Here is a 23,106-nt window from a genome sequence, read left to right on the forward strand (position 1 = left end):
ATCCATCCCGGTGCACGCTCAGCGCGGCCACGCAGGTCAGCCAAGGACGGCGACGGGAATCAGCCGGTTTGTTCGGGTGCCGTCGCCGAGCTGACCCCATCGATTGTCGCCCCAGCATTTGGCCGGCCCCGCGCTCAGGACCACGGAGCTCTGCCCGCCACCGGCGCTGATTCGAGCGATACCCGCAGTGAGCGTCTTGACCGCCACCGGTCGGTAGCGATCCGTTGTGGTGCCATCGCCCAGGCAGCCCGCACCGTTCTCGCCCCAGCACCGTGCTGCCCCCGAGGCGAGCGCAGCGCAGGCGTGTGCGGCCCCAGTGGTAATCGACGAGACGCCCGACCCGAGCCCGAGCACCGGCTTCGGCGTGACGTGCTGGCTGAGCGCCGAGCCGTCACCGAGTTCGCCACTTTGGCCCACGCCCCAGCACTGCGCGCCTCCGGCTGCCGAGACGGCACACGTGACGGTCACCGACGGCGCCACGGAGCGAGTCCCCGATCCGAAGCCGACAACGGCTTTGGGTGCCGTGCGCATGGACGTTGTGCCATCACCGAGCTGGCCCTTGTCATTTGTGCCCCAGCAGCTGAGTTTGCCGGCTCCCGAGATTGCGCACGTGCTGTTCGACGATGTCGCGATGGCCGTCACGCCGGTCAGCCCTTGGCCGTGGTGGGCACGCGGGTGGATTGGGTGGAGCCGGTGCCGAGCTGACCCCAGAAGTTCCACCCCCAGCACCGGGCGATGCCGGTCGTCAGCACCGCGCAGGTGTGTTGGTAGCCAGCGGTGACCGACTTGGCCTTGCCGCCGAGTCCCGCGACCAGCACGGGAGCGTATCTGGTGCTGGTTGTGCCGTTGCCGAGCTGACCTGAGGTATACGAGCCCCAGCAATAGACGGCACCGCTGGTCGTGACGGCACACGCGTGGCTATCGCCGGCCGCGATGGTGCCGACCCCGCTTGAGAGACCGGCCACCGTCACCGGCTGCGACCGGTCCGCGCCCGCCCCGTCGCCGAGCTGCCCCATGAAGCCCTGTCCCCAGGACTTCGCCGACCCGCCGGTCGTGACGGCGCAGGTGAAGGCTCCGCCGCCGTCGATCAGTTTGTAAGACGTGGCCAACTCGGCGGGCGCGGTGTGGGCGGCCGCTGCGACCGAGAGGGACACGCCGAGTGTCAGAGTCACGACAGAAGCTTGCGCATGTGCCCCCACCTGTCCTTTGTGGCCACCCCACCGTGACCCACCCTCCGAGGACTTTATGACGGCGAGCGCCGCGGCGGAAGATCAGGGTTCGGTTCTCGGCGACCGGAATGCGGTGCGGGGACAGCGTCCGCCCGTCAGCGACCAGACCGGGCGCGAGGCGAGACGCTCGGTAGTCGTGACGATTGCTGTGCGGTCAGGTCAACAGCAACTCGCGCAGGGCGGTCAGCAGGCGGTCGATGTCGTTCTCATCGGTGTAGGGCGCCAGGCCGATCCGCAGCCCACCAGCGTCACCGAGGCCGAGGTGGCGCGAGCACTCCAGGGCATAGAAGTTGCCGGCGGGCGCATTGATCCAGCGTGCGGCGAGTTCGCCGCGCACGTCCTGGCTGTCCCAGCCGGCAACGGTCAGCAGCAGGGTGGGGGTGCGGTGCGTCGCGTTCGAATACACCTGCACCCCAGGCAGATCGCGGACGGTCGGCTCGAGCCGGTCGCGCAACATCCGCTCGTGTTTGTCCAACTCCGCGTAGGCCGCGACCAGCCGGTCGCGCCGGCTCCCCGCGCTCACACCGCTCAAACCGGCGAGGAAGTCGATGGCCGCGGTCGTGCCAGCCATGAGTTCGTAGGGCAGCGTGCCCAACTCGAAGCGCTCGGGGACGGCGTCGGTCGCCGGGAGCAGCTTGTCCGGCCGCAATGTCGTCAAGAGGGCCGGGTCCGCGGCGACGACGCCGCAATGGGGACCGAGGAATTTGTAGGGCGAGCAGGCCCAGAAGTCGGCGCCGCTGGCAATCCGGTCGACCGTGTGGTGCGCGGTGTAATGAACCCCGTCCACATAGACCAAGGCGTCAGTGCGCTCGTGGACCAGGCGGGTGATCGCGGCGATGTCGGGCATTGTGCCGATCAGATTGGATGCGGCGGTCACGGCAACCAGCCGCGTCCGGTCGGACAGGTGCGCGGCGATATCGTCCGGCACCAGTTCGCCGGTCGTGGGGTCGAAGTCGGCGAAGCGCGGCAGCGCGCCGACGGCTTCGGCGGCCTGCACCCACGGACGGACGTTGGCGTCGTGATCGAGGCGCGTGACGACGACCTCATCGCCTGGCGCCCAGGTCTTGGCCAGCATCCGCGCGACGTCGTAGGTCAGGTCGGTCATGCTCCGGCCGAAAACCACGCCCTGCGGGTCGGTGCCGAGCAAGTCGCCCAACGCCGAACGGCATTGCGTCACAGCGTCTTCCGCGCGACGCTCGGCGCGCGTGACGATGCCGCGATTGGCGACTGCCGAGCCGAGCATCCGCGCGACCGCCTCGCCGACCACCCGTGGCGACTGCGTCCCGCCCGGCCCGTCGAAGTGCGCCGCGCCCTCCTCCAGGGCCGGGAAGTGCGATCGGACGGCGGCCACGTCATACGTCATGGGCGCGAGCCTACGACCGCCGCCAACTCCACGACTGACGTATGCCGCGTGCCTCCGCCGACCTGCCCGACCTGGTCGAGTCCCTGGCGGCGCAACAACCGATAGATGGGCTAGTGCGAGCGCACGCAGACACCGGTTTGTCACCCGTGCACGCGTCCGAAGGGGTGCGGGCGGGGCGATCCGGTGTAGCGGTGAGAAAACCCGGTAGCCGCGGACGCGATCCGGCCGAGAGGTCTGGCGCTCGGCACCTCCGGAGTCGGGCCGTGTGGGGGGAGGCGCTGTCCGATGGCCCTCGGGACGGCCCGTCCGGCCGCGACGCTCACCAAGACGTATGCTGTGGCCGCCCCTCGGCGACGCTCACCAAGACGTATGCAGTGGCCGCCCTCGGCGACGCTCACCAAGAACCTATGCAGTGGCCGCCCCTCGGCGACGCTCACCAAGACGTATGCAGTGGCCGCCCCTCCGCGAAGCCCGCCATCGACTGCACCCCGACCACCGCCTGCTCGGCGAACGCGGGGACGGTGGCCACGCCGGCATACGTGAAGCTGGAGCGGACGCCCGCGGTAATGGAGTCGATCAGGTCCTCCACGGACGGGCGGGCCGGGTCGATGTACATGCGGGCGTGACTGATGCCCTCCTCGTAGATCGCCTTGCGCGCGCGGTCGAAGGAGGTCTCGGCGGCGGTGCGGTTGGCGACCGCTCGGCTGGACGCCATGCCGAAAGACTCCTTGTAGGTGCGGCCCTTCTCGTCGGTGAAGAGATCACCGGGCGATTCCATGGTGCCGGCGAACCACGACCCGATCATCACATTCGACGCTCCGGCAGCCAGCGCCAGAGCCACATCGCGAGGGTGACGCACGCCGCCGTCGGCCCAGACGTGTTTGCCGACTTCTCTTGCGGCGGAGGCGCATTCGAGGACGGCGGAGAACTGCGGCCGCCCGACAGCGGTCATCATCCGGGTCGTGCACATCGCGCCGGGACCGACGCCGACCTTGACGATGTCGGCGCCCGCGGCGATCAGGTCACGGGTGCCGTTGGCGGTCACGACATTGCCGGCGGCGATGGGCACACCGAGGTCGAGGGCGCGCACCGCGGCGAGGGCGTCGAGCATCTTCTGTTGGTGCCCGTGCGCCGTATCCATGACGAGCACGTTGACCCCGGCCTCGACCAAGGCCCGTGCCTTGCCGGTGATGTCGCCGTTGATGCCCACGGCCGCGGCGATCCGCAACCGGTCATCGGCGTCGACGTTCGGCCGATAGATCGTCGCCCGCAACGCGCCCTGCCGGGTGAGCAGACCGACGAGAGTGCCATCGGGTCGCACCACCGGGGCCAGCCGGTGGCGGACCCGGGCGAGCGCGTCGAAGGCGTCGGTCGGACTGACCCCGTCCGGCAACGTCGACAGCGACTTCGACATCACGCTGCCCACCTGCGCGAATCGATCCACTCGCGCCAGATCGGCCTCGGTGACCAGGCCCACTGGGCGGTTGTCGACGGCGACGATCGCGGCGCCGTGAGCGCGCTTGGTGAGCAGGACGAGGGCCTCACCGATCGTCTGCTCCGGCGTCAGGATGATCGGGCTGTCATAGACCAGGTGACGCGATTTGACCCAGGTGACGACATCGGCGACAACGGGGATCGGGATGTCCTGCGGGATAACGACCAACCCGCCCCTGCGGGCGACGGTCTCGGCCATCCGGCGGCCGGCGATTGCCGTCATATTGGCGACGACGAGCGGGATCGTCGTCCCGGTGCCGTCCATGCTGGCGAGGTCGACGTCGAAGCGGCTCGCGACAGCGGAGTGACTCGGGACGAGGAAGACATCGTCATACGTCAGGTCGTATGCCGGTGACGGGCCGGGGAGGAAACGCATGGTTCGCATCCTCCCAGGACGTGCGCCCTTGCCGGGGTTTCAGGGAGTGACGTTGAGGCCTGCCAGCACCCGGCCGGCCAGGTCGAGATCACCGGTGAGGCTGAGCAGGGCGGTGTCCGGGAGATCGTCGGGCGTCCGCCGCCCGGCGCCGAGGATGGTCAGTGCCTCCCGGTTGAGCGAGATGACGGCATCCGCGTCGTCGATCCCCTCGGGATCGTCCGGCACATCCGCCTCTGCCGGGTCCAGTTGCCGCCCGCGGCCATCGGCGCTGACGACATAGTCACTGCGCCGCCCATCGAGCACGACACCGATCCGGGTCCCCGCCGGGGCCGCCGCCCGCTTGGCCAGCACGAACGGCCAGGCCGCCGAGAAGATGCCCTCGACGATCTCGGCCGGCGCGCCCGTGAGCCCGCCGGGATGGTCGGTCGCGCGGCGGATGTCCTGTTCGTGCACCCACGTGTCGAGCACCCGGTTGCGCAGCAACGTCCGGTTGTCCCAGGCCACTGCCCCGGGCGTGCGCTCGGGCTTGCCCCCTGGGTCGTCCGGGAGGCGCTCGGCGAGGTCGGCGGCGCGTCGCGCGACCATCTCGCGGTACTCAGCGAGCACCTCGGCGGGCTGCCGGCCGCGTCGCTCGGTGACGCCGGCCTCGGTCCACCAGGCCGCCGGGCCCCGGCCCTCGATCGGCTGGACGTTGGCGGGTTGCTCGCCGGTTGCCAGCTCGCGCTCCAGGGCCGCGAGGTGCGCCAGCACGTCCAGCACGCTCCACCCCGGGCAGTCCGTCGGCCGCTCGAAGTCCGCGGGGGACAGCGACGCGACCAGCTGCTGAAGGCTGGCGGTCGCCGTGACCCAGGCATCGGCATACGTCCGCAACTCGCTCACAACTCGCAGCGTAGGGGCGCACCGACCGGCGCGGCGAGCGGGCCTACGGATTCACCCGGAACCGGCACGGACCGAGGCCCGCCCGGGAATCCCACGGGCGGGCCGGGAGTTCGACGGATGCCGGACGTGCGCCAGAGCGGCGTGCCCGTGCGGACATCGGGAAGGATGAGTCGTGTGAGCTTCATGGAGCCCTCGCCGGCCGATCAGGCGCGCCGGGCCGGTCTGCGGCGGATGCGGATCGTCGCGACCTCGCTGCTGGGGCTGGCCTTCGTCGTCTTCGTGGTCACGAACGGGCACGCGAGCGGCTGGCTCGGCTACGTTCATACGGCCTCGGAGGCGGCGATGGTCGGCGCGCTCGCCGACTGGTTTGCCGTCACCGCCCTGTTCAAGCACCCGCTGGGCCTGCCGATCCCGCATACGGCGCTGGTCAAGAAGCGCAAGGACGAGCTGGGACGCAGCCTCGAGGAGTTCGTCGGCGACAACTTCCTCACCGAGGAGATCGCTCGCGAACGGCTCGCCGCGGCCCAGGTGGGCCTGCGGCTCGGGCGCTGGCTGGAGGATCCGGCGCACCGTCAGCGCGCCCTGACCGAAGGCGCGCGCATTGCGACGGCGGCGCTCGGGCGGATGCGCGATGACGATGTGCGCGACTTCGTCGTGGGCGTGCTCATGCCCCGGCTGACGCAAGAGCCGGTCAGTCCGATCGCCGGGACCTTCCTCAAGGGGATCATCGAGGACCGCGCGCACCACGGGCTGGTCGATCTCGGCCTGACCGAGATCCACGACTGGCTCGCCGCCAATCCCACCGTCTTCGCCACGCTGATGAACGAACGGGCGCCCTGGTGGACCCCGCCGTGGGTCGACGAGCGGGTCATCAACTGGACCTACCAGCAGGCGCTCGCCTGGGTCCGCGACATGCGCGCCGACCCGGAGCACCGGGCCCGCTCGGCGCTCGACACGCTTCTGATCAAGCTCGCCGACGACCTCCACGACGACCCCGACGTGCAGGCACGCGCCGAGGCGCTGAAGGAGCGCGTCCTGTCGCACCCGCAGGTCGGGGAGACCGTTTTGTCGCTGTGGGCGTCGGTCCGCACGTCGCTGCTGGCCGCCCTCGCCGACCGGCAGAGCTCGCTGTCGGCGCGCGGCGACGCCTGGCTGCAGGAGATCGGGTCGATGCTGCGCACCGACACCGAAACCCGCGAGCGTCTCGAAGGTCACCTCGGCGATGTCGTGGCCTTCTTCGTGACCACGTATGGGGATGAGCTCGCCACGGTCATCTCGCACACCGTCGACCGGTGGGATGCCGACGAGGCGTCCCAGCGGATCGAACTCTTCGTCGGACGGGACCTGCAGTTCATCCGGATCAACGGCACCATTGTCGGCGCCCTCGCCGGCGTGGTGATCCACGCGATCTCGCAGCTGCTCTGACCCCATTCCCTAAACCCTGCCCTAACACAGGTTAGGGGTCCTCCAGCACGGTAGACCCTGCTGGAGGACCCCTAACCTGTGTTACCAGGGCTTTAGGGACACGGCGCGGGGGGCGAGGCGAACGGCATACGCCAATGGGCGTCAGCCCGGGGTGCGGCCCCAGGCGACGGCAACCTGTGCGGCGTCGGCGTTTGTCGCGCTCGCGGAGCGGCCGTCGATCGCCTCGAGGAAGCTGTTGCGGCAGTAGATCTCGGGGTGACTGGTCCAGCGGTTGCGCCAGTCGGTGCTCGTGCAGTCCCAGGCGACGTCCTTGCCGCCCATGACGCCATAGGAGCCTTCGACGACGCGGTAGAACTGCACGACGCCCCATTCGTTGGCCTTGGGGTTGAGGATGCGCGCCAGGCGGGACGGGGGCGCGGTGCGCTGGTTGTTCTTGACCGACATCGTGTAGCAGGCGAGATTCTTGTTGTTGCAGCGCCCGCCCATGACCGAGACGGTCTTGACGAGATAGGGATAGGTCAGCACCGCGGCCCGGGTGTTGACCGTGGTGCCATAGACGCGCCCGAAGGCGAAACTCTTGGTGACCACGCGATTGGCGTCGGCGTCCATCTTGTTGTTGGGATAGTTGAACATCCCCCACGCGCGGGTGAAGCCCTTGCTGTTGAGGATCGGCACGGTGGCGCCGCTCTCGGTAAAGCGCTGGGCATCGGTCGTCATCTTGGTCATGTCGGCGTAGTTCATGCCCTGGGAGACCGCGGTGAATCCGTAGGACTCGCGCATCCGGGTCAGGTCCGTCCAGGTCGGCTGCAGCACCTGTTGCTGGTAGCACGTGCGGATGGTCGGGTCGGTCCGGTTGAGGATGACGCCGCCTTGGGCCTTCAGGCCCCGGCTCTGGAGGTCCTGAAGGTTCTGCTCCAGGGTGCGGGCGCCGGCGGGAACGATGGCGCAGTCGCCGCCCGCGGCGACCGACCAGTTGCTGCGGCCGAAGGCGATGGTGATAAACGCATTGGTGGGCGGGGGCGTCGTGTCCTTTTGAAGGGTGAAGGTCGAGGTCGTCGGGGCGCTCTTGGGGTTGTCGGAGGTGACAACGAAGGCTGCCGCCCGGTAGCGGCCCGGATCCAGATTGCTGCCGGTGATCGTGTAGGAGCCAGCGATCTGGCTGTTGGGCGACAAGGTTGCTGCCAGGCTCTTGTAGGACGTGACGAAGGTCCCGTCGACATTGCTCAAGTAGGCCGTGCAGAGGTCACTGGCGTTGAGCTTGCACAGCGCGACGCGCACTTCACGGACCGAGGCCTCGGCGCTGTAGCCACCGCGAACGATGACCGACGTGCCCGTGACGGTGCTGCCGTCGGTGGGAGCGAGGATGGTGGCCTTGGCCCCTGCGGCCGCGAGGGCAGGGACGGTGGTCGCGGCGACGGCGGCCAACCCGGTGGTCAGGACCGCTGCAGTGCGCATGGTGGTTTTCATCGGGCTCGTACCTCACTCGTCGGGCGGACCGGGCCGTCAGGCTCGGGGCACTCTCGCTGGTTTTTGTTGAGCCGCAGCTGGTGCTGCGCGCGCTGGCGCTGCTGTGCGGCGTCGGCCAGCAAATGTCGGTGGCCCGGCCAGGGTACTCGGATCGGTGCCCCGTCGGGAAACGCGCGGGTCGAGAAGTGGGGGACTGAGCAGCGCGGACGGGGCCGGTGAGCAGCGCGGACGGGGGCCGACGGCGGGGGTGCGGCAACGGCATACGTGCTCGGGAATGATGATCGCCGGTGGATGCGTTACAGTTTTTCGCGCGTCGGGCCGCGGCAGCCCCGGGTCCCAACTAATAGCCGCTACGAGCGGCCACGCGCCGTGAGGCGCTCCCGGCCCGACGTGCGAATCTCCCCCGTTTCGCCCGCTGTGCCTTACGTCTGCTAGCAGCGTTTAGGGCTCCTCCAGCACGGCAGAACCTGCTTGACGTCACCTCAGTGCTGCTAGCAGACGTTAGCGACGGGGGACACCGCAGACGGGAGCCCTCAGGACAGGGTGCCGGCTCGCCAGGCGGCGGCCGCGCGTTCGAGGTCGGCGGCCGTGGTCAGCATCGACGCGGCCTGCTCTGTCTCGGCCCGCCCGCGGTCGGGATCCACGGCATCGGTGTCATGGGCCAGTTGGGCGCGCCCGGCGGAGACGACTCGGCAGAACGCACCCGCACGCTCGAGGGCAACGGCGAGATCGCCCGCGTACACCCCGGTCAAAATGGTGTCCACCAGCGCGCGCAGCTCGTCCGGTCCCGGGGGTTCGGCTACACCGGCCACGACATGGTTGAACTCGGCAACGCGCATCCCCGCGGCATACTCGCGCGCCGCCGTGACGGGGGAGCGACGTACCCACTCGCGCAGCGCATAGAGCCGCCACAGCGCCCCGGGCAGGCTGCGCGCGGGGCGGGCGGACCAGAGGCTTGCGATGGTGTCCAAACCCAACTCGTCGACGATCGCGACGAGTCGTTCGGTGACCACCGGGTCGTGGGCTGCGCGTCCGACGCCGACGACGGCCGCGGCGCTCTGGTGGGCGACCTCGGTCACCTCGGCGGGCCCGGGTGCCGTGCCGCCATACGCCTCCATCGCGCGCAGCCCAAAATGAGCCGGGCGCCGTGGCCGGTCACGGCCGGGTGGGGTGGTCACGGGGTCTAGTGTCGCTCACCGGACTGGCCACCTGGCGACTTTGCCGCCGGCCCCTCAGTCGTCGAAGAGTTCGCTCAGGAACGAGCGACGCTTGCGATAGCCGTAGTGCGCCTTGGAGTGCTTCGCGTAAGGCGCCTGCCCGTATGCCTGCGCCGCCGGCCGGCCATAGGCCTTCGAGTAAGTTGCGTGAGGCGCCTGCGGGTAGCCCTGCGCGGCCGGCTGACCGTATGCCTGCGCCTGGCCACCGTAAGCCGGCGCGGCCGGCTGGTCGTATGCCTGCGGGGCACCGCCCGGGTAGGTCGCTCCTCGGTCCTGGGGTGCAGCCTGGCCGGGCTGGGCCGGGTTGTGCCAGGCCGTCTCCGCGGCCACCAACGCCTCGAGCTCGCCACGATCGAGGAAGAGCCCGCCGCAGCCCGTGCATTGGTCGACGAGCACGCGGTTGCGCTCGTAGGAACGCATCGACGCGCCGCACTTTGGGCAGGTGAGGTCGGTGGTCATGACCGCTCAACGCGATGTCCTGGGTCGGGGGTTCCCGGTCGAAGCCCGGCAGTGTGCCGCACCCGGCAGTCCGCGCACAGGTCTGCGGTATAGCGGGCGGCCGGAGCGGACCGCCGGTGGGAGGGACGGCCTGGCCGACCCGCTACCCTTGCCCGCTGGGGCCTCTAGCTCAACGGCAGAGCTGCGGACTTTTAATCCGTAGGTTGCGGGTTCGAATCCCGCGGGGCCCACGGACGGATTTCGCTCGCCGCGAGAGCGTGCCGGGCGCGACGGCTGGCCGGCGCAAACCGGCTGGGCGAGCGCGCGCGCCTAGGGTGGATCGGGTGACCGTTCACCTGACTGCCCTGGCCCGCTCGGCGCGCGCCCCGGAGGTCCTTGCCCGGTTCTGGGGCGAGATGCTGGGTCGCGAGGTCATGGCCGAGCCCGTGGGCCTGCTCCTGCCCGGCTTCGAGACCCAGGTCGGGCTCCGTTTCGTCGCGGACCCGGCGCCCAGGGCAGCGGTCGACCGCGCGCATCTGCACCTGACCAGCACCACGCCGGACGACCAGCAGCAGATCGTGGCGCGCGCCCGGGACCTCGGGGCGACGCCGCTCGATGTCGGTCAGCGCGCCGAGGAGGGCCACATCGTGCTCGCTGACCCGGAGGGCAATGCGTTCTGCATCATCGAGGCCGGCAACGCCGTCCTTGCGGGGACCGGCCTCCTCGGCGAACTCGCCTGCGATGGGACCCGCGACGTCGGCCGGTTCTGGGCGGCGGCCCTGACCTGGCCGTTGGTATGGGATCAGGACGAGGAGACCGCGATCCAGGCCCCGGCTGGGGGCACCAAGATCGCCTGGGGTGGTCCTCCGGTCGCGCCGCTGGCCACCTCGCCCCGGGAGCGCTTCGAGTTGGCGGTGGGGGCTGACGAGGCGGATGGGGAGATCGCACGGCTGCTCGCGCTCGGGACCACCCGGCATACGGATCGGGCGGACGGCACGGCCTTCATGACCGATCCGGACGGCAACGAATTTCTGGTGGCGCGCTCGGTGACCTGAACCGGGCGAGATCGCCGGCGGGGCGTCAGCGCCGGCGCTCGACGTGCCCGTCGTCCAGGTGGTACTCGACGTCGGCCTGGTCCGCGCACCACGAATCGTGTGTCGACATGAGCACGGCAGCGCCCGCCTCGGCTTCGGCGCGCAGCAAGCCCACGATGATCTCGCGCGTCGTCGCATCGAGGTCACTCGTCGGCTCGTCGGCCAACAGGATGCTCGGCCGCGCGGCGAGCCCGCGCGCGACCGCCACCCGCTGCTGCTGGCCGCCCGACAACTCCTCCACGAGGTGCGTCCCGGAGTCGTCGAGCCCGACGAGGGTCAAGGCGGCATCCGCGCGCGCATGGGCTTCCTTGGCCGGTATGCCCAGCATCAGCAGCGGGACCAGGAGATTCTCGCGGGCGGTCAGCGGCGTCACCAGGGCATTTCCCTGCGGCACGAGGACAACCCCCGCCCGCGCTGCCGCCTCCCGGTCGGGCAGAAGGCGACCGGAATAGGTCACGCTGCCGCCGGTCGGTTCGAGCGCGCGCCCGAGAATCCACAACAACGTCGACTTCCCCGCACCCGATGGCCCGGTCAGCGCCGCGAAGGTTCCGGGCTCGACGTCCAGGTCGACCGCGTCGAGCACCAGCCGCTCGCCCAGTCGCATCGTGATCGCGCGTCCGGCCACTGCCATGGGGGTCCGCGCGCCCGCCAGGGTGCCGGCGGGGTCGGTGCGCATTCGCGCACGCTAGCGCTTCTTGACGTATGCCGTGACCCCCACCCGCGCCCTGCGCCCACCCTCCGGGCCGACGTGTGCACACCCCGGAGACGCGGCGATGACGCCTGCCCGGGGGCCCGCGTCATCCACGGCTACGGGTTGTCGGCACGGCGCGATACGTTGCGCGTCAAGGATGGCGACGACCAGGGATGGAGGGCCGACGATGCTCGCGGCACTGCGCTATCGCTGGGTCCAGGCGCTCGTCCTCATCCTGCTCGCGGGCCTCGTCACGGCCTGCTCGGTCATGGCCCCGCTCTACAACCGCGCCGTCGACCAGGCGATGGTGGCGGCGACCTTGGAGAAATCGACAGGCTCTGAGCGCGGCCTGCGCCTGTCATCGGGCAGCTCCTCCCAACCCGACCTGGCGCTGTCGTCGACGGCGCTCGATGACCTCGTCCCGGATACGATCCGAGAATATTTCGAGCCGCCGATCGCGGGATCGTCCGTCACGGTCAGACGGATGCCCTTGCTCGGGGAGCCCGAGGGGCGGCTGGTCTATCGGGCGGGCATGTGCGACCACGTGCGCTTCGTGAGCGGGCGCTGCCCGGCGCGGGCTCGAGAGATAGCCATCTCGGCCGCGCAGGCGAAGGCCTACAAGCAGGGCGTGGGTGCGTCGGTCGCGCTCGGCGAGTTCGACGGGTCGGTCAGCCGGCCGGAGGCCAGCCCTCGCGCGCGGATGCGGATCACGGGCATCTATGAGCAGGCTCCAGCGCCCTACTGGTTCGGCGAGGTGCTGACCGGTCGGTCGGATCAGCTGCTCGGCTTCGACGCCATGCTCACTCCCGAGGCGACGTTGACCGAGCCGGCCGACGGTCCGGAGGCCGACCTTCAGCTGCCCTGGACAGAGGTGCATCACAGCGCTGACCTGGCCCTGCGCTCAGATCGCGTCGGTGCCGACCAGATCGCTGCTCTGGGTCGGAGCGTCGACGACCTCGTGAAGTTCCCGATGGGAGTCGATCGGGCCGGCACCCTGGCAGCCGCCACCGTCACGGCCGGGAGCGAACTCCCTTCCATTGCCCGCGAAGTCGCGACCGGCGCGGACCAGGCCGGACTGACGATCCCGCTTCTGATGGCCCAGCTGGGTCTGCTGCTCGGTTGCGTGCTCTGGCTCGTCCTCGTAGCCGCAGCCGACCAGCGCCGCGGAGAGGTTGCGCTCGCGCGCCTGCGCGGTCGCGGTGCCCGCGGCGGCCGCCGGCTCCTGCTGATCGAGACCCTGCCGCCCGTCGTCGTCGGCGCGCCCCTCGGTGCGGCCTTGGCCCTGGGCCTGTGCAGCCTCGCCCGGCACCGGGTTCTCACCGGTCCACCGCCCTTGGAGATCCCCCAGTCGGCCTGGGTTGGGCTGGGTATCGCGGTGGCGGCGATGGTCGCCCTGGCCGTGCTCGCCGCCGCGCGCGTCTGCCGTGAGCCAGTCTCGTCACTGGTTCGCAGCGTGCCGCCGCGCCGGACCTCGGCCGGTCTCGGTGTGTTGGAAGCCGCGCTCGTCGCCGCGGCCGGCGCGGCCTTCCTGGCGTTGGTCACTGGATCAGTGGGAGGCCCGGTGGGTCAGGTCGCACCCACATTGCTCGCCGTGGCGGTCGCCGTCGTCCTGGCGCGCGTGCTCCCGGCCGGCTTCACCGTGATCGGCCGGGCCCTGCTGCGATCCGGCCGGGCGGCGTCCGGCGCGGCGCTCCTGGCGGCCGGGCGGCGGGGCAGCACGCGCTGGCTGATCCCCGTGGTGACGGTCGCGATGTGCTTGGTGGTCGTCAGTGCCGACGCCCTGGCCGTCGGCGCCCGCAATCGGCTCGGCCGAGCAGAGGTGGAAGTCGGCGCCCCGACTGTCCTGCACCTCGACACCGAGGATCTGGCAACGGTCGTCGCGGCGGTTCGCACGGCCGACCCGGCAGGCGCTCATGTGACACCGGTTGCCATCATCGACCCGGTCAACGCCGACCAGGGAGCGACGATCGGCGTCGTCCCCGACGCCTTCCGGCGCCTGGCCCTGTGGCCTGGAGCGGACCCCGGCGGGTGGGCCTGGGACCGTCTGACCGCGCCCGAAACTCCCCCGCTGAGACTGACCGGCACGCGGATCACCTACCGCCTGACCGCCCCCGAGTTCACCTCGGCCACCCCCGATCTGCTCAAGGTGCCGGACGCACTGGAGGTGGCCATCAACGTCGTCGGCGCAGACGGCCGGCTGCAAGCCATCCCGATCGGCGCATTGCCGCGACGCGGGGCGGATGCACCACGGAGCGCCACGATCCCGTGCCAGGACACGTGCCGGATCGCCGGGCTCGGGGTCTTGGCGCCCCAAGGCTCCACCCCGGTCACCGGTGAGGTGTCCTTGACCGAGGTCCACGTCGACGGGCGCGGCATCGATATGGGCGACTCACGATCCTGGACACCGACGACGGTGGATGGCACCGACCTCGCAGGCGAAGCCCGCTCGGGTGGGTTGACGCTCCGTTTCTCGAATGGCGGCGTCGATCAGGCCTTCTTGCCGCATGCCTCGATGCCCGCCGTCGTCCCGACCCTGACCACGCCGGCCGACCGGCCCAGCGCCGCCGGCGCCACCTATGCCGGAAGCTACCTCGATGGCGAAACCATGATGCAGGTCGCTCGCGGCGACGTGCCGTTCGTGCCGGGCGGACCCGACAAGGCGAGTGTGGTCAACCTCGACAATCTGCTGGCACAAGGCTGGCGTGGCCGCGGAGCAGCCACGGTCTTGGTATATGCCGATTCCATCGACCCAGCGATCCTGGCACCCGTCACGGCCCGGCTCGCCGATGCCGGCGTGCACGTCACCGAGACCCGGCACCCGGGGCCGGTCGCGCAGGCATACGGGCGGAGCGCGGCGGCCTGGAGTCTCGGCCTGGCGTTCGCGGTGGGCGGGTTCGCCGTGCTGGTCGCAGCGGTCGGCGTCATCGTGCTTGCCGTCACCTCGTGGCGGGCCCGCACCCGCGACTATGCGGGTCTGCGCCTGGCCGGCACCCGCCCGCGCAGCCTCGCCGTCCTGGCGCAACTGGAGACGCTGCCCGTGATCCTGGTCTCGGCCGGCGCCGGCGCGGCCGCCGGGCTCTGGGCCGCTCCGCCGGCGGTCGCGATGATGCCCATGTTCACCTCGCCGCCGCCGACCTACCTGATCGACCTGCACACGGCCTGGCTGCCCGCTCTGGCCGCCGCGGCCGCCGGCCTGGCCGTTCTTCTCCTCGTCGGTGCGCTGGCCGGACGGCCGGTCGCTACGCGGTCGGATGTGTCGCGATTGCGGGACTCGGCATGACCGTCCCGCTGGCCGTCACGACCGTCGGCCTGGTTCACATCTATCGTTCGGAGGGCCACGACGTCGCCGCACTATCCGGCGTGGACCTGCGCGTCGCGGCGGGCGAGGTGCTCGGCTTGCTCGGCCCGTCGGGTTCGGGCAAGTCGACTCTGCTCGCCCTGGTGGGCGGCTTGTTGCGTCCGAGCGCCGGGAAGATCTTCATCGGCGATCAGGAGATCACGACCTTGGATGCGAGCGATCTTGACCGCTTCCAGGCCTCCCGGATCTCGTTGATGCTGCAGGGCGCGCGCCGCAACCTCGTGCCCTATCTGACCGTCCGGGGCAATATCGATTTCGCGCGTCGGCAGGCGCTGAGCCTCGGCAGCGAGTTGCTCCCCGTCGATGGAGTGCTCGACTTGGTCGGCGGGGCTGGCTTCGCCGACGCCCGGCTCGACCGGCTCTCATTCGGGCAACTTCAGGTGGCCGCGCTCGCTGTCGCGCTGGCACCGGCGCCCGGCGTCCTCCTGGCCGACGAGCCGACCAGTGCCCTCGATCATGAAGCGCGTGAGCGGATCCTCGATGCCTTGATGCGCGTCAACCGCGAGCAGGGCACCACGGTCGTTGTCGTCACCCACGATCCCGAGGTGGCGGCTCGTCTGCCGCGAACCGTCACCATCCGCGATGGCCGGATCGGCGGCGAAGGCCGCAGCGGCCGGGAGTATGCCGTGGTCACTGCCGACGGCTTCGTCCCGCTGCCGGTCGACGTCCGCGCCGAGGTTCCGCCGGGCACGCTGCTGCGGATCGAGCGCGTGAACGGCGGGTATGTCTTCCGGCCCGAGATCCTTGGCCACGAAACGGGCGACAGCGTCACCGACCGAACGCGGGGCCCATGAAACCCGCGTCCGCACCTCGCGCTGTGGAGGCGTTAGCTGGCGGGGTCCGTGTCGGCCTGGGCGCTGGGCGTGACCGACGCCCGAGTGATGCCCAGGGCCTCGTCGATCGCCGTGTCGTCGAGGGGGCCACCACCCGCGGAGACCGCGGCACTGAGCCCCTTCAACCACCCCGACTCGGCCGTCCTGGCCTCGTCAACCCCACCCGCGTCGGAAGAGTCGGTCGTCATGGAGAAGAAGACTAGGGAAAGCAGTCTGCGATCCGCGCGAAAACGTTCAGGTGTTCTGCATTCCAAGACAGTCGTCCGGGATGCGGACACACGCAGCCCTTCCGTTGGGCCTCGCCGGCGGACGATCCACCTGAGGCCTTGAACCGCGCCCCTAGGATTGAGCAGACCAGTTCTCCTGCTCGTTACCCCTCGTTGGAGCGCCCGACCGTGGCATTTCGCCTGACGCCGCAGAACGACACGTTCTACGACCTCTTTACCGCCAGCGCGGAGTTGCTGGTTGGCGGCTCGCGCGCGCTCACGGCCCTGCTCGCCAGCACTCCGCAAGATCGTGGCGACGTCGTGGCTACCATGCGCGAGCTCGAACTCCAGGCGGACGAAGCCACCCACGCCATCCTGCACCGGGTCAACGGCTCCTTCATCACGCCCTTCGACCGCGCCGACATCCACGCCCTGGCCGATGCGCTCGACGACTGCATGGATTTCATGGAGGCGGCGGTCGACCTCATCGACATCTATCAACTCGAGGCCTTGCCCAAGGGCGTTGCCCGCCAGGTCGATCTCCTGGGCCGGATGGCCGATCTGACGGCCGCCGCGATGCCCAGCCTCCGCGAGTTGAGCAGTCTCGGCGACTACCTCATCGAGATCAATCGGCTCGAGAACGAAGGCGATCGCAACCACCGTCGGCTGCTGGCCAAGGTGATGGACGAGAACGCCGACAATGTCATCCGCGTTCTGAAGGTCAAGGGCGTCATCGACGAGCTCAAGCGGGCCATCGATGGCTTCGAGCGCGTCGCCCATGTCGTCGAGAGCATGGCGTTGAAGGGCGCCTGACGGCGGTGGATTGGCTCCCGGTCGCCTCCGTCGTTCTTTTGGCTCTTGGTTTCGCGTACACCAACGGATTCCACGACACCGCGAACGCCATCGCCACGTCCGTCTCGACTCGGGCCCTGACCCCGCGGGTTGCGGTCGCCTTGGCCGCGTGTGCCAACCTTCTCGGCGCATTCTTCGGCGCCCGGGTAGCGCAGACGGTCGGCAATGACATCATCGCCGCTCCCACCGGTGCCGTGGGGCTCTCGGTCTGTGCTTCCGCGCTGCTGGGAGCCATCGGCTGGAATCTGCTGACCTGGGCGCGGGGCCTGCCGTCCTCCTCGAGTCACGCCCTGATCGGTGGCCTCGGCGGTGCCGCGCTCGCCGCCGGCGTGCAGGTGCGCTGGGCCGAGATCGTGGACAAGGTCGTCATCCCCATGCTGGTCTCGCCGATCGTCGGCCTGGTCGGCGGCTATCTGGTGATGGCGGCGATCTTGTGGATCTTCCGCAACCGGGAGCCCGTGCGTATCGCTCGTGGGTTCCGGCTGGCGCAGACGGTCTCGGCCTCGGCCGTCGCCTTCGGCCACGGGATGCAGGACGCCGCCAAGACCGCGGGCATGGTCATGCTCGCCCTGACCGTCGGCGGTCGCCTTCCGGCCGCCGACGGACCGCTGCCGGTCTGGGTGATCCTCACCTCCGCCTTGGCGATGTCGGTGGGGACGTATGCCGGTGGCTGGCGGATCATGCGCACGCTCGGCCGCCGCATCATCGACCTCGATCCGCCGCACGGCTTCGCCGCCGAGGCGACAGCCGCAGCCATCCTGTATGCCGCGACCGCCCTGCGGGCGCCGATCTCCACCACCCAGGCGATCACCTCGGCCATCCTCGGGTCGGGCGCGACCCGCAGATTCCGGGCGGTTCGATGGGGAGTGGTGTGGGATATCGGGATTGCCTGGGTGCTCACCTTCCCCGGCGCCGGCCTGCTCGCCGCCGCCTGCTCGGCTCTGTTGGGTGCACTGATCCGTTAGTCGGTGCTGCGCCGCCGTTCGCGCGTCCCCCACACCAGCAGCGCGCCGGATCGCAAGACTGCGGCGATTCCAGTCTTTCCCTCGCTGTTCAACTCGCGTTCACCCGGCCAGGACCGGGCCGCCACCAAGGCTTCCTACCGTCGGCAGCGTGATCGGGAACCCCCGGTCACGAGAAACGAACTGGCATCACGCGAGAGGTTCACCCCCGTGCAGATCACCACCCGAAGCCGCGTCGCGGCCGTCGCCATCGCCGGCACGCTGGCCCTGGCCGGCTGCGGTTCCGACAACAACACCACGTCGGAGACGACCAGCGGCGGCGCCACCACCGCCTCCAGCGGCGCGACGAGCGCCGGCAGCGAGACCACCGGGGCGAGCACCGACTGCCCCAGTGGCACCCTGAACGCCGAAGGCTCCTCGGCCCAGAAAAACGCATTCGAAGAGGTCGTCGCCGCCTACAACGAGAAGTGCGCCGACGTCACCATCAACTACAACCCCAGCGGGTCGGGCACCGGCATCAAGCAGTTCAACGCCGGCCAGGTCGACTTCGCCGGCTCCGACTCGGCCCTCAAGACCGAGGAGAAGGACGGCGTCATCGAGGTCGACGCGGCCAAGAAGCGCTGCAACTCCGACGCCTGGAACCTGCCCATGGTCGTCGGCCCGATCTCCGTGGCCTACAACCTGCCCGGCGTCGACACGCTGGTCTTGACCCCCGAGGTCATCTCGGGCATCTTCCAGGGCGAGATCACCAAGTGGAGCGATGAGAAGATTGCGGCCCTGAACAAGGACGCCAAGCTCCCCGACACCGAGATCAAGCCCTTCTTCCGCTCGGACGAGTCCGGCACCACCGACAACTTCACCAAGTACCTCAAGGCCGCCGGTGGCGACTCGTGGAAGGCCGACCCGGGCAAGGTCTGGACCGGCAAGGGTGAAGGCAAGGAGAAGTCCTCGGGCGTCTCCGACGCGGTCAAGACCACCGAAGGTGGCGTCACCTACGTCGAGTGGTCCTACGCCAAGGACAACGGCTTGGCCATGGCCCAGATCGACAACGGCTCGGGCCCGGTCGAGCTGACCGCCGAGGCAGTCGGCAAGTTCATCGCGGCGGCCAAGGCCGACGGCACCGGCAACGACCTGCGCCTGAAGCTCGACTACGCGACCAAGGAGGCCGGCGCCTACCCGATCGGCCTGGTCACCTACGAGATCGTCTGCTCCAAGAACGCCGATGCGTCCAAGCAGGCCATGATCAAGTCCTTCCTGAGCTTCTTCGCTACCCCCGAGACGCAGTCCTCGCTCGAGGAGCTCGGCTACGCCCCGCTTCCCGCGGACGTGCAGACCAAGGTCGCGGCCGCCGTCGAGGCGCTGTCCTGACCTCGTGACGCCCGAGTGGCCGGTGCGACTGCAGGAGGTCGCGCCGGCCACCGGGCCGAACGGCATACGTCCATCCCGTCCAACGGAACGGATCGAAAAGGATGCAGAGCATCACCGGCGTCTCCATCGCCGACGAGTTGCCCGCTGACGGCGAGCCGCCGGTCGTCGGCGACGGCGCAGGCGCCGGGCGGCTGGGCGACCGGCTCTTCGGCGGCGCGGCTGTCGGGTCCGGCTTGATCGTCGTCGCCCTCGTCACCCTGATCGGGGTCTTCCTGCTCTCGCAGGCCCTCCCCGCCCTCGCCAAGAACGAAGCGAACTTCTTCACCTCCACCGAGTGGGCCGTCTCCGGCGACCATCCGCGTTTCGGCATTGCCCGCCTGCTCTGGGTGACCGTGCTCTCCTCGCTCATGGCGTTGAGCATCGCTGTGCCCCTCGGCGTGGCCGTCGCCCTCTTCCTCACGCAGTATGCGCCGCGCTGGCTGGCGCGCCCGGCGGCCGCCACCGTCGATTTGCTTGCCGCGGTCCCGTCGATCGTCTTCGGCCTGTGGGGCCTGCGCGTGCTCGGTCCGATGACCTCCGGCCTGCAGGACTTCCTGCGCAACAACCTCGGCTTCATCCCGATCTTCTCCACCACCTCGGTGGGCTCGGTCACGACCGTCTTCCTGGCGGGTCTGGTGCTCTCGATCATGATCCTGCCGATCGTCACGGCGCTCTCGCGCGAAGTCTTCGCGCAGACCCCGGGCACCCACAAGGAGGGCGCGCTGGCCCTCGGGGCGACCAAGTGGGAGATGATCCGCACCGCGGTCCTGCCCTTCGGTAAGCCCGGCGTGATCTCGGCGTCCATGCTCGGCCTGGGCCGCGCGCTTGGCGAGACAGTCGCGGTCATGATGCTCATCTCCTCGCTGCCCGGTGGCGCCGACTGGTCCTGGTCGCTGTTCGGCGGCGGCGAGACCTTCGCCTCCAAGATCGCCCTGGGCGCCGGTGAGTTCGACAGCCCGCAGAAGACGGGCGCCTATATCGCGGCCGGTCTGGTGCTCTTCATCCTGACCTTCGTCGTCAACGCGATCGCGCGCGTCGTGATCGAGCGCAGGAAGGCGTTCACCGAATGACCACCGTCACCGATGCCGCCACGCTCTCCGACGCGCGCCCGCTCGACCTGAGCGGCAAGTCGGGCAGCCGAGCGGCCAAGAACTCCATCGCCACCGTGGTGATGTCGCTGTCCTTCGCGATCGCCGTCGCCCCGCTCGCGTGGATCCTGTGGACTGTCGCCGTCAAGGGTGGACACCTTCTCCTCAACGCGAGTTGGTGGACCAACTCCCAGCAGGGCATCACCGCCCGCCGGGTGGGCGGCGGCGCCACGCACGCCATCCAGGGCACCCTCTTGCAGGGTGCCGTCACCGCCGCGATCTCGGTCCCGATCGGGGTCCTGACCGCTGTTTACCTCGTCGAATACGGCCGCGGCAAGCTCGCCCGGGTGGTCAGCTTCATGGTGGACATCCTCACCGGTGTGCCGTCCATCGTCGCCGGTCTGTTCATCTACTCCGTCTTCATGACGACCTTTGGTATGCAGCGAGCCGCGATCTTCGTCTGCCTCGCGCTCACGCTGCTGATGATCCCCACGATCGTCCGCTCGACCGAGGAGATGCTCAAGCTCGTCCCGAACGAGCTGCGTGAGGCCTCCTATGCTCTTGGGGTCCCGAAGTGGAAGACGATCTTCTCGATCGTCCTGCCCACGGCCTTCTCCGGCATCGTCACCGGCATCCTGCTCGGCCTGGCTCGCATCATGGGTGAGACAGCCCCCCTGCTGATCCTCGGGCCCTACACCAAGGCCATCGCCTCGGATCTGTTCAGCGGGAACATGGCGACCTTGCCGACGATGATCAACCAGGACCGCGACCAGGCGCTTCAGCCGGCGGTCGACCGGATCTGGGCCGCCTCGCTGACCCTGATCGTCCTCATCCTGATCCTCAACCTGCTCGGCCGCTTCATCAGCAGCCGCAGCAAGGTCTAGACACCCCCGGCAGCAGCCCGACCCACCGGAAAGAGACCACCACCGTGGCCAAGCGAATCGATGTCACCGACCTCAACATCTTCTACGGCAACTTCAAGGCCGTCGAAGGCGTGTCGATGTCCATCCCGCCCCGCGCCGTCACCGCCTTCATCGGGCCCTCCGGCTGCGGCAAGTCGACCGTGCTGCGCACGCTGAACCGGATGCACGAGGTCATCCCCGGCGGTCGCGTCGAAGGCAAGGTGCTTCTGGACGGCCAGGACTTGTATGCCGGTGACGTCGACCCGGTGGCCGTCCGGCGCTCCGTGGGCATGGTGTTCCAACGCCCGAACCCGTTCCCCACGATGACCATCCGCGACAACGTCGCTGCCGGTCTGAAGCTCAACGGGGTCAAGGACAAAAAGCGGCTGAACGAGGTCGTGGAGAAGTCGTTGCGCGGCGCGAACCTCTGGAACGAGGTCAAGGATCGGCTGGACAAGCCCGGTGCCGGTCTCTCCGGTGGTCAGCAGCAGCGGCTGTGCATTGCCCGCGCGATCGCCGTCGAGCCTCAGGTGCTGCTCATGGACGAGCCGTGCTCGGCCCTCGACCCGATCTCCACCCTCGCCATCGAGGACCTGATCAACGAGTTGAAGCAGAAGTTCACGATCGTCATCGTCACCCACAACATGCAGCAGGCGGCGCGCGTCTCCGACCAGACCGCCTTCTTCAACCTGGCAGCGACGGGCAAGCCGGGCAAGCTCATCGAACTCGACTCGACGAGCCAGATCTTCAACAACCCGAGCGTCAAGGCCACCGAGGACTACATCTCCGGCCGCTTCGGCTGATCGAGCCGGGCCGCCGGAAGCCGCGGTATCGCCCATGCCCAAGGCGTGAGCGGCTCCGCGGTTCGTCGTGAACCGACCGCTCAGGGCAGGTGGCTCTCCGCGGCCACGATCCGCGCGTCCGGGCCCGCGCCGGCGACATGGCAGACGATGATCTCGCCCTTCTCCATGCCGTGCTCGGCCGCCTGCTCCAGCAGCTGCTTGACCTCGGGATCCGCCGGACGCTCGGCCAGATCGCGCAGGATCGCGGGCAGCAGCGGCCGGTGCGTGCAGATGGCGACCGGTTCAGCCTTGTCGAAGGCCTTCTCGATCACCCGGATCGCCTTCTGCGGCTTCTTCTCGAAGGACTCCTCCGAGAGCGACGCCTTCAGCGACAGCGCGGTGCGGGAAGCGCGGCCATACGGCGCGAGGGTCTGCTGACAGCGGGTCGAGGACGAGCTGATCAACGACATCGGTCCGTATGCCGCGAGCAGCGGCGCGAGCGCTCCGGCGCGCGCTTGCCCGCGCGGGTCAAGCGGCCGGAGCCAATCCTGCCGGCTCCAGCGGGACCGGGGCAGGGCGATGGCGTGCCGGACGATGATCAACGGCCAGGTGGCGAGTTCGCTGCGCCGGTGCATGCCGACGAGGGCGAGCAGTTGGTCCTGGTCGCGGGAGTAGTCCAGGCGCTTGTGGGCGTCATTGGGACTGAGCCAGACAACCTCGTCGATCTCGTTGGCCAGCCGTCCGGTGCCGCCGGTGACGACGGCCGCCCAGTAGCGCACCTGCTTGGTCGCGAAGGAGCCGTCCCGGTCGAAGATCTGATAGGCCGCCTCCGGCAGGGGCCGGCCCAGGCGCACACGCAGCGCGGTCTCCTCGAAGGTCTCGCGCGCCGCGGCGGCCGCCCATTCCTCGCCCGGGTCGAGCTTGCCCTTGGCCCAGGACCAGTCGTCGTAGCGGGGTCGGTGGACCAGAGCAACCTGCAACTCACCGTCGGTGATGCGCCACGGCAAGGTGCCGGCGGCCGGGACGGCCTTCAGTGGCGGCAT

21 protein-coding genes, 1 tRNA gene and 1 pseudogene are annotated in these 23,106 nt (G+C 69.7%); 11 read left to right on the top strand and 12 right to left on the bottom strand.

Translation table 11 applies throughout. From position 1 onward, the window contains the following. Positions 1 to 36: 36 nt before the first annotated feature. The 6 genes and pseudogenes from ABD209_RS13865 to ABD209_RS13885 all read right to left on the bottom strand — a co-directional run bounded on the left by ABD209_RS13865 (position 37) and on the right by ABD209_RS13885 (position 5,341). Positions 37 to 531 (bottom strand): RCC1 domain-containing protein, encoded by a 495-nt coding sequence (locus tag ABD209_RS13865; protein ID WP_425564685.1) that lies wholly within the window; start codon positions 529 to 531, stop codon positions 37 to 39. Between the two features lie 63 nt (positions 532 to 594). Continuing rightward, a pseudogene (locus ABD209_RS19865) lies at positions 595 to 642 on the bottom strand (hypothetical protein); the annotation flags it as partial. 5 nt (positions 643 to 647) lie between these two features. Beyond that, positions 648 to 1,172 carry an RCC1 domain-containing protein gene (locus ABD209_RS13870; RefSeq protein WP_344067403.1) on the bottom strand — a complete coding sequence of 175 codons (525 nt, stop codon included), beginning with the start codon at positions 1,170 to 1,172 and terminating at the stop codon, positions 648 to 650. Positions 1,173 to 1,383: 211 nt separating this feature from the next. Beyond that, on the bottom strand, positions 1,384 to 2,592 hold the full coding sequence (locus ABD209_RS13875; RefSeq protein ID WP_344067404.1) for a cysteine desulfurase-like protein: 1,209 nt from the start codon (positions 2,590 to 2,592) through the stop codon (positions 1,384 to 1,386). Positions 2,593 to 3,025: 433 nt separating this feature from the next. After that, positions 3,026 to 4,462, bottom strand: a complete 1,437-nt coding sequence (locus tag ABD209_RS13880) for a GuaB1 family IMP dehydrogenase-related protein (RefSeq protein WP_344067405.1) — start codon at positions 4,460 to 4,462, stop codon at positions 3,026 to 3,028. 39 nt (positions 4,463 to 4,501) lie between these two features. After that, complete coding sequence (locus ABD209_RS13885; RefSeq protein WP_344067406.1) at positions 4,502 to 5,341, bottom strand: maleylpyruvate isomerase family mycothiol-dependent enzyme; 840 nt, start codon at positions 5,339 to 5,341, stop codon at positions 4,502 to 4,504. A 183-nt stretch (positions 5,342 to 5,524) separates the two neighbouring features. Between ABD209_RS13885 and ABD209_RS13890 the strand changes: the two genes are divergently transcribed. Further along, a complete protein-coding gene (locus tag ABD209_RS13890) occupies positions 5,525 to 6,766 on the top strand; it encodes a DUF445 domain-containing protein (protein WP_344067503.1) in 1,242 nt (413 codons plus the stop codon). Between the two features lie 141 nt (positions 6,767 to 6,907). On the opposite strand, the gene ABD209_RS13895 is transcribed toward ABD209_RS13890, so the two are convergent. From ABD209_RS13895 to ABD209_RS13905, 3 genes are all read right to left on the bottom strand, one after another. Further along, a complete protein-coding gene (locus ABD209_RS13895; protein ID WP_344067407.1) occupies positions 6,908 to 8,221 on the bottom strand; it encodes a hypothetical protein in 1,314 nt (437 codons plus the stop codon). Between the two features lie 545 nt (positions 8,222 to 8,766). After that, complete coding sequence (locus tag ABD209_RS13900) at positions 8,767 to 9,351, bottom strand: hypothetical protein (protein ID WP_344067504.1); 585 nt, start codon at positions 9,349 to 9,351, stop codon at positions 8,767 to 8,769. A gap of 114 nt (positions 9,352 to 9,465) precedes the next feature. Then, positions 9,466 to 9,909 carry a TFIIB-type zinc ribbon-containing protein gene (locus tag ABD209_RS13905; protein ID WP_344067408.1) on the bottom strand — a complete coding sequence of 148 codons (444 nt, stop codon included), beginning with the start codon at positions 9,907 to 9,909 and terminating at the stop codon, positions 9,466 to 9,468. Between the two features lie 158 nt (positions 9,910 to 10,067). On the opposite strand from ABD209_RS13905, the gene ABD209_RS13910 reads away from it, so the two are divergent. Together ABD209_RS13910 and ABD209_RS13915 are read left to right on the top strand one after the other, a co-directional pair. Further along, a tRNA-Lys gene (locus ABD209_RS13910) sits at positions 10,068 to 10,139 on the top strand. Positions 10,140 to 10,232: 93 nt separating this feature from the next. After that, positions 10,233 to 10,943 (top strand): VOC family protein, encoded by a 711-nt coding sequence (locus tag ABD209_RS13915; RefSeq protein ID WP_344067409.1) that lies wholly within the window; start codon positions 10,233 to 10,235, stop codon positions 10,941 to 10,943. 25 nt (positions 10,944 to 10,968) lie between these two features. Here ABD209_RS13915 and ABD209_RS13920 read toward each other — a convergent pair whose 3' ends face one another. Beyond that, positions 10,969 to 11,658, bottom strand: a complete 690-nt coding sequence (locus ABD209_RS13920) for an ABC transporter ATP-binding protein (protein ID WP_344067410.1) — start codon at positions 11,656 to 11,658, stop codon at positions 10,969 to 10,971. A 202-nt stretch (positions 11,659 to 11,860) separates the two neighbouring features. Between ABD209_RS13920 and ABD209_RS13925 the strand changes: the two genes are divergently transcribed. Then, positions 11,861 to 14,953 carry an FtsX-like permease family protein gene (locus ABD209_RS13925; protein ID WP_344067411.1) on the top strand — a complete coding sequence of 1,031 codons (3,093 nt, stop codon included), beginning with the start codon at positions 11,861 to 11,863 and terminating at the stop codon, positions 14,951 to 14,953. Then, the gene (locus ABD209_RS13930; RefSeq protein WP_344067412.1) at positions 14,950 to 15,825 is read left to right on the top strand and encodes an ABC transporter ATP-binding protein; all 876 of its coding nucleotides are present in this window, start codon (positions 14,950 to 14,952) and stop codon (positions 15,823 to 15,825) included. The genes ABD209_RS13925 and ABD209_RS13930 overlap by 4 nt, the downstream gene beginning before the upstream one ends. Before the next feature lie 32 nt (positions 15,826 to 15,857). On the opposite strand, the gene ABD209_RS13935 is transcribed toward ABD209_RS13930, so the two are convergent. Further along, on the bottom strand, positions 15,858 to 16,052 hold the full coding sequence (locus ABD209_RS13935) for a hypothetical protein (protein ID WP_344067413.1): 195 nt from the start codon (positions 16,050 to 16,052) through the stop codon (positions 15,858 to 15,860). A 207-nt stretch (positions 16,053 to 16,259) separates the two neighbouring features. Here ABD209_RS13935 and ABD209_RS13940 point away from each other — a divergent pair, with 207 nt between their 5' ends. The 6 genes from ABD209_RS13940 (at position 16,260) to pstB (ending at position 22,084) form a co-directional block, all read left to right on the top strand. Continuing rightward, positions 16,260 to 16,883 carry a DUF47 domain-containing protein gene (locus ABD209_RS13940; RefSeq protein ID WP_344067414.1) on the top strand — a complete coding sequence of 208 codons (624 nt, stop codon included), beginning with the start codon at positions 16,260 to 16,262 and terminating at the stop codon, positions 16,881 to 16,883. A 5-nt stretch (positions 16,884 to 16,888) separates the two neighbouring features. Further along, positions 16,889 to 17,887, top strand: coding sequence for an inorganic phosphate transporter (locus tag ABD209_RS13945; protein WP_344067415.1), 999 nt, complete (start codon positions 16,889 to 16,891; stop codon positions 17,885 to 17,887). Positions 17,888 to 18,094: 207 nt separating this feature from the next. Next, entirely contained in the window at positions 18,095 to 19,252 is a 1,158-nt protein-coding gene (pstS, locus tag ABD209_RS13950) for a phosphate ABC transporter substrate-binding protein PstS (protein WP_344067416.1), read from the top strand. 101 nt (positions 19,253 to 19,353) lie between these two features. After that, entirely contained in the window at positions 19,354 to 20,361 is a 1,008-nt protein-coding gene (gene pstC / locus ABD209_RS13955; protein WP_344067417.1) for a phosphate ABC transporter permease subunit PstC, read from the top strand. Continuing rightward, on the top strand, positions 20,358 to 21,263 hold the full coding sequence (gene pstA / locus ABD209_RS13960; protein ID WP_344067418.1) for a phosphate ABC transporter permease PstA: 906 nt from the start codon (positions 20,358 to 20,360) through the stop codon (positions 21,261 to 21,263). The genes pstC and pstA overlap by 4 nt, the downstream gene beginning before the upstream one ends. A gap of 44 nt (positions 21,264 to 21,307) precedes the next feature. Continuing rightward, a complete protein-coding gene (gene pstB / locus ABD209_RS13965) occupies positions 21,308 to 22,084 on the top strand; it encodes a phosphate ABC transporter ATP-binding protein PstB (protein ID WP_324386753.1) in 777 nt (258 codons plus the stop codon). An 80-nt stretch (positions 22,085 to 22,164) separates the two neighbouring features. Here the strand turns inward: pstB and ABD209_RS13970 are convergent, their stop codons facing one another. Next, positions 22,165 to 23,106 carry an NUDIX hydrolase gene (locus tag ABD209_RS13970; RefSeq protein WP_344067419.1) on the bottom strand — a complete coding sequence of 314 codons (942 nt, stop codon included), beginning with the start codon at positions 23,104 to 23,106 and terminating at the stop codon, positions 22,165 to 22,167.

Source organism: Nostocoides vanveenii (assembly GCF_039531165.1).
In the GTDB taxonomy this organism is placed as follows: domain Bacteria; phylum Actinomycetota; class Actinomycetes; order Actinomycetales; family Dermatophilaceae; genus Nostocoides_A; species Nostocoides_A vanveenii.

What these genes read in the sequence shown, in the direction of transcription:
- ABD209_RS13865 (WP_425564685.1), bottom strand. Translation starts at nt 531, where the DNA reads ATGCGCACGGCACCCAAAGCCGTTGTCGGCTTCGGATCGGGGACTCGC.
- ABD209_RS13875 (WP_344067404.1), bottom strand. Translation starts at nt 2,592, where the DNA reads ATGACGTATGACGTGGCCGCCGTCCGATCGCACTTCCCGGCCCTGGAG.
- ABD209_RS13880 (WP_344067405.1), bottom strand. Translation starts at nt 4,462, where the DNA reads ATGCGTTTCCTCCCCGGCCCGTCACCGGCATACGACCTGACGTATGAC.
- ABD209_RS13890 (WP_344067503.1), top strand. Translation starts at nt 5,525, where the DNA reads ATGGAGCCCTCGCCGGCCGATCAGGCGCGCCGGGCCGGTCTGCGGCGG.
- ABD209_RS13895 (WP_344067407.1), bottom strand. Translation starts at nt 8,221, where the DNA reads ATGCGCACTGCAGCGGTCCTGACCACCGGGTTGGCCGCCGTCGCCGCG.
- ABD209_RS13900 (WP_344067504.1), bottom strand. Translation starts at nt 9,351, where the DNA reads ATGGAGGCGTATGGCGGCACGGCACCCGGGCCCGCCGAGGTGACCGAG.
- ABD209_RS13905 (WP_344067408.1), bottom strand. Translation starts at nt 9,909, where the DNA reads ATGACCACCGACCTCACCTGCCCAAAGTGCGGCGCGTCGATGCGTTCC.
- ABD209_RS13920 (WP_344067410.1), bottom strand. Translation starts at nt 11,658, where the DNA reads ATGCGCACCGACCCCGCCGGCACCCTGGCGGGCGCGCGGACCCCCATG.
- ABD209_RS13925 (WP_344067411.1), top strand. Translation starts at nt 11,861, where the DNA reads ATGCTCGCGGCACTGCGCTATCGCTGGGTCCAGGCGCTCGTCCTCATC.
- ABD209_RS13930 (WP_344067412.1), top strand. Translation starts at nt 14,950, where the DNA reads ATGACCGTCCCGCTGGCCGTCACGACCGTCGGCCTGGTTCACATCTAT.
- ABD209_RS13935 (WP_344067413.1), bottom strand. Translation starts at nt 16,052, where the DNA reads ATGACGACCGACTCTTCCGACGCGGGTGGGGTTGACGAGGCCAGGACG.
- pstC (WP_344067417.1), top strand. Translation starts at nt 19,354, where the DNA reads ATGCAGAGCATCACCGGCGTCTCCATCGCCGACGAGTTGCCCGCTGAC.
- pstA (WP_344067418.1), top strand. Translation starts at nt 20,358, where the DNA reads ATGACCACCGTCACCGATGCCGCCACGCTCTCCGACGCGCGCCCGCTC.
- ABD209_RS13970 (WP_344067419.1), bottom strand. Translation starts at nt 23,106, where the DNA reads ATGCCGCCACTGAAGGCCGTCCCGGCCGCCGGCACCTTGCCGTGGCGC.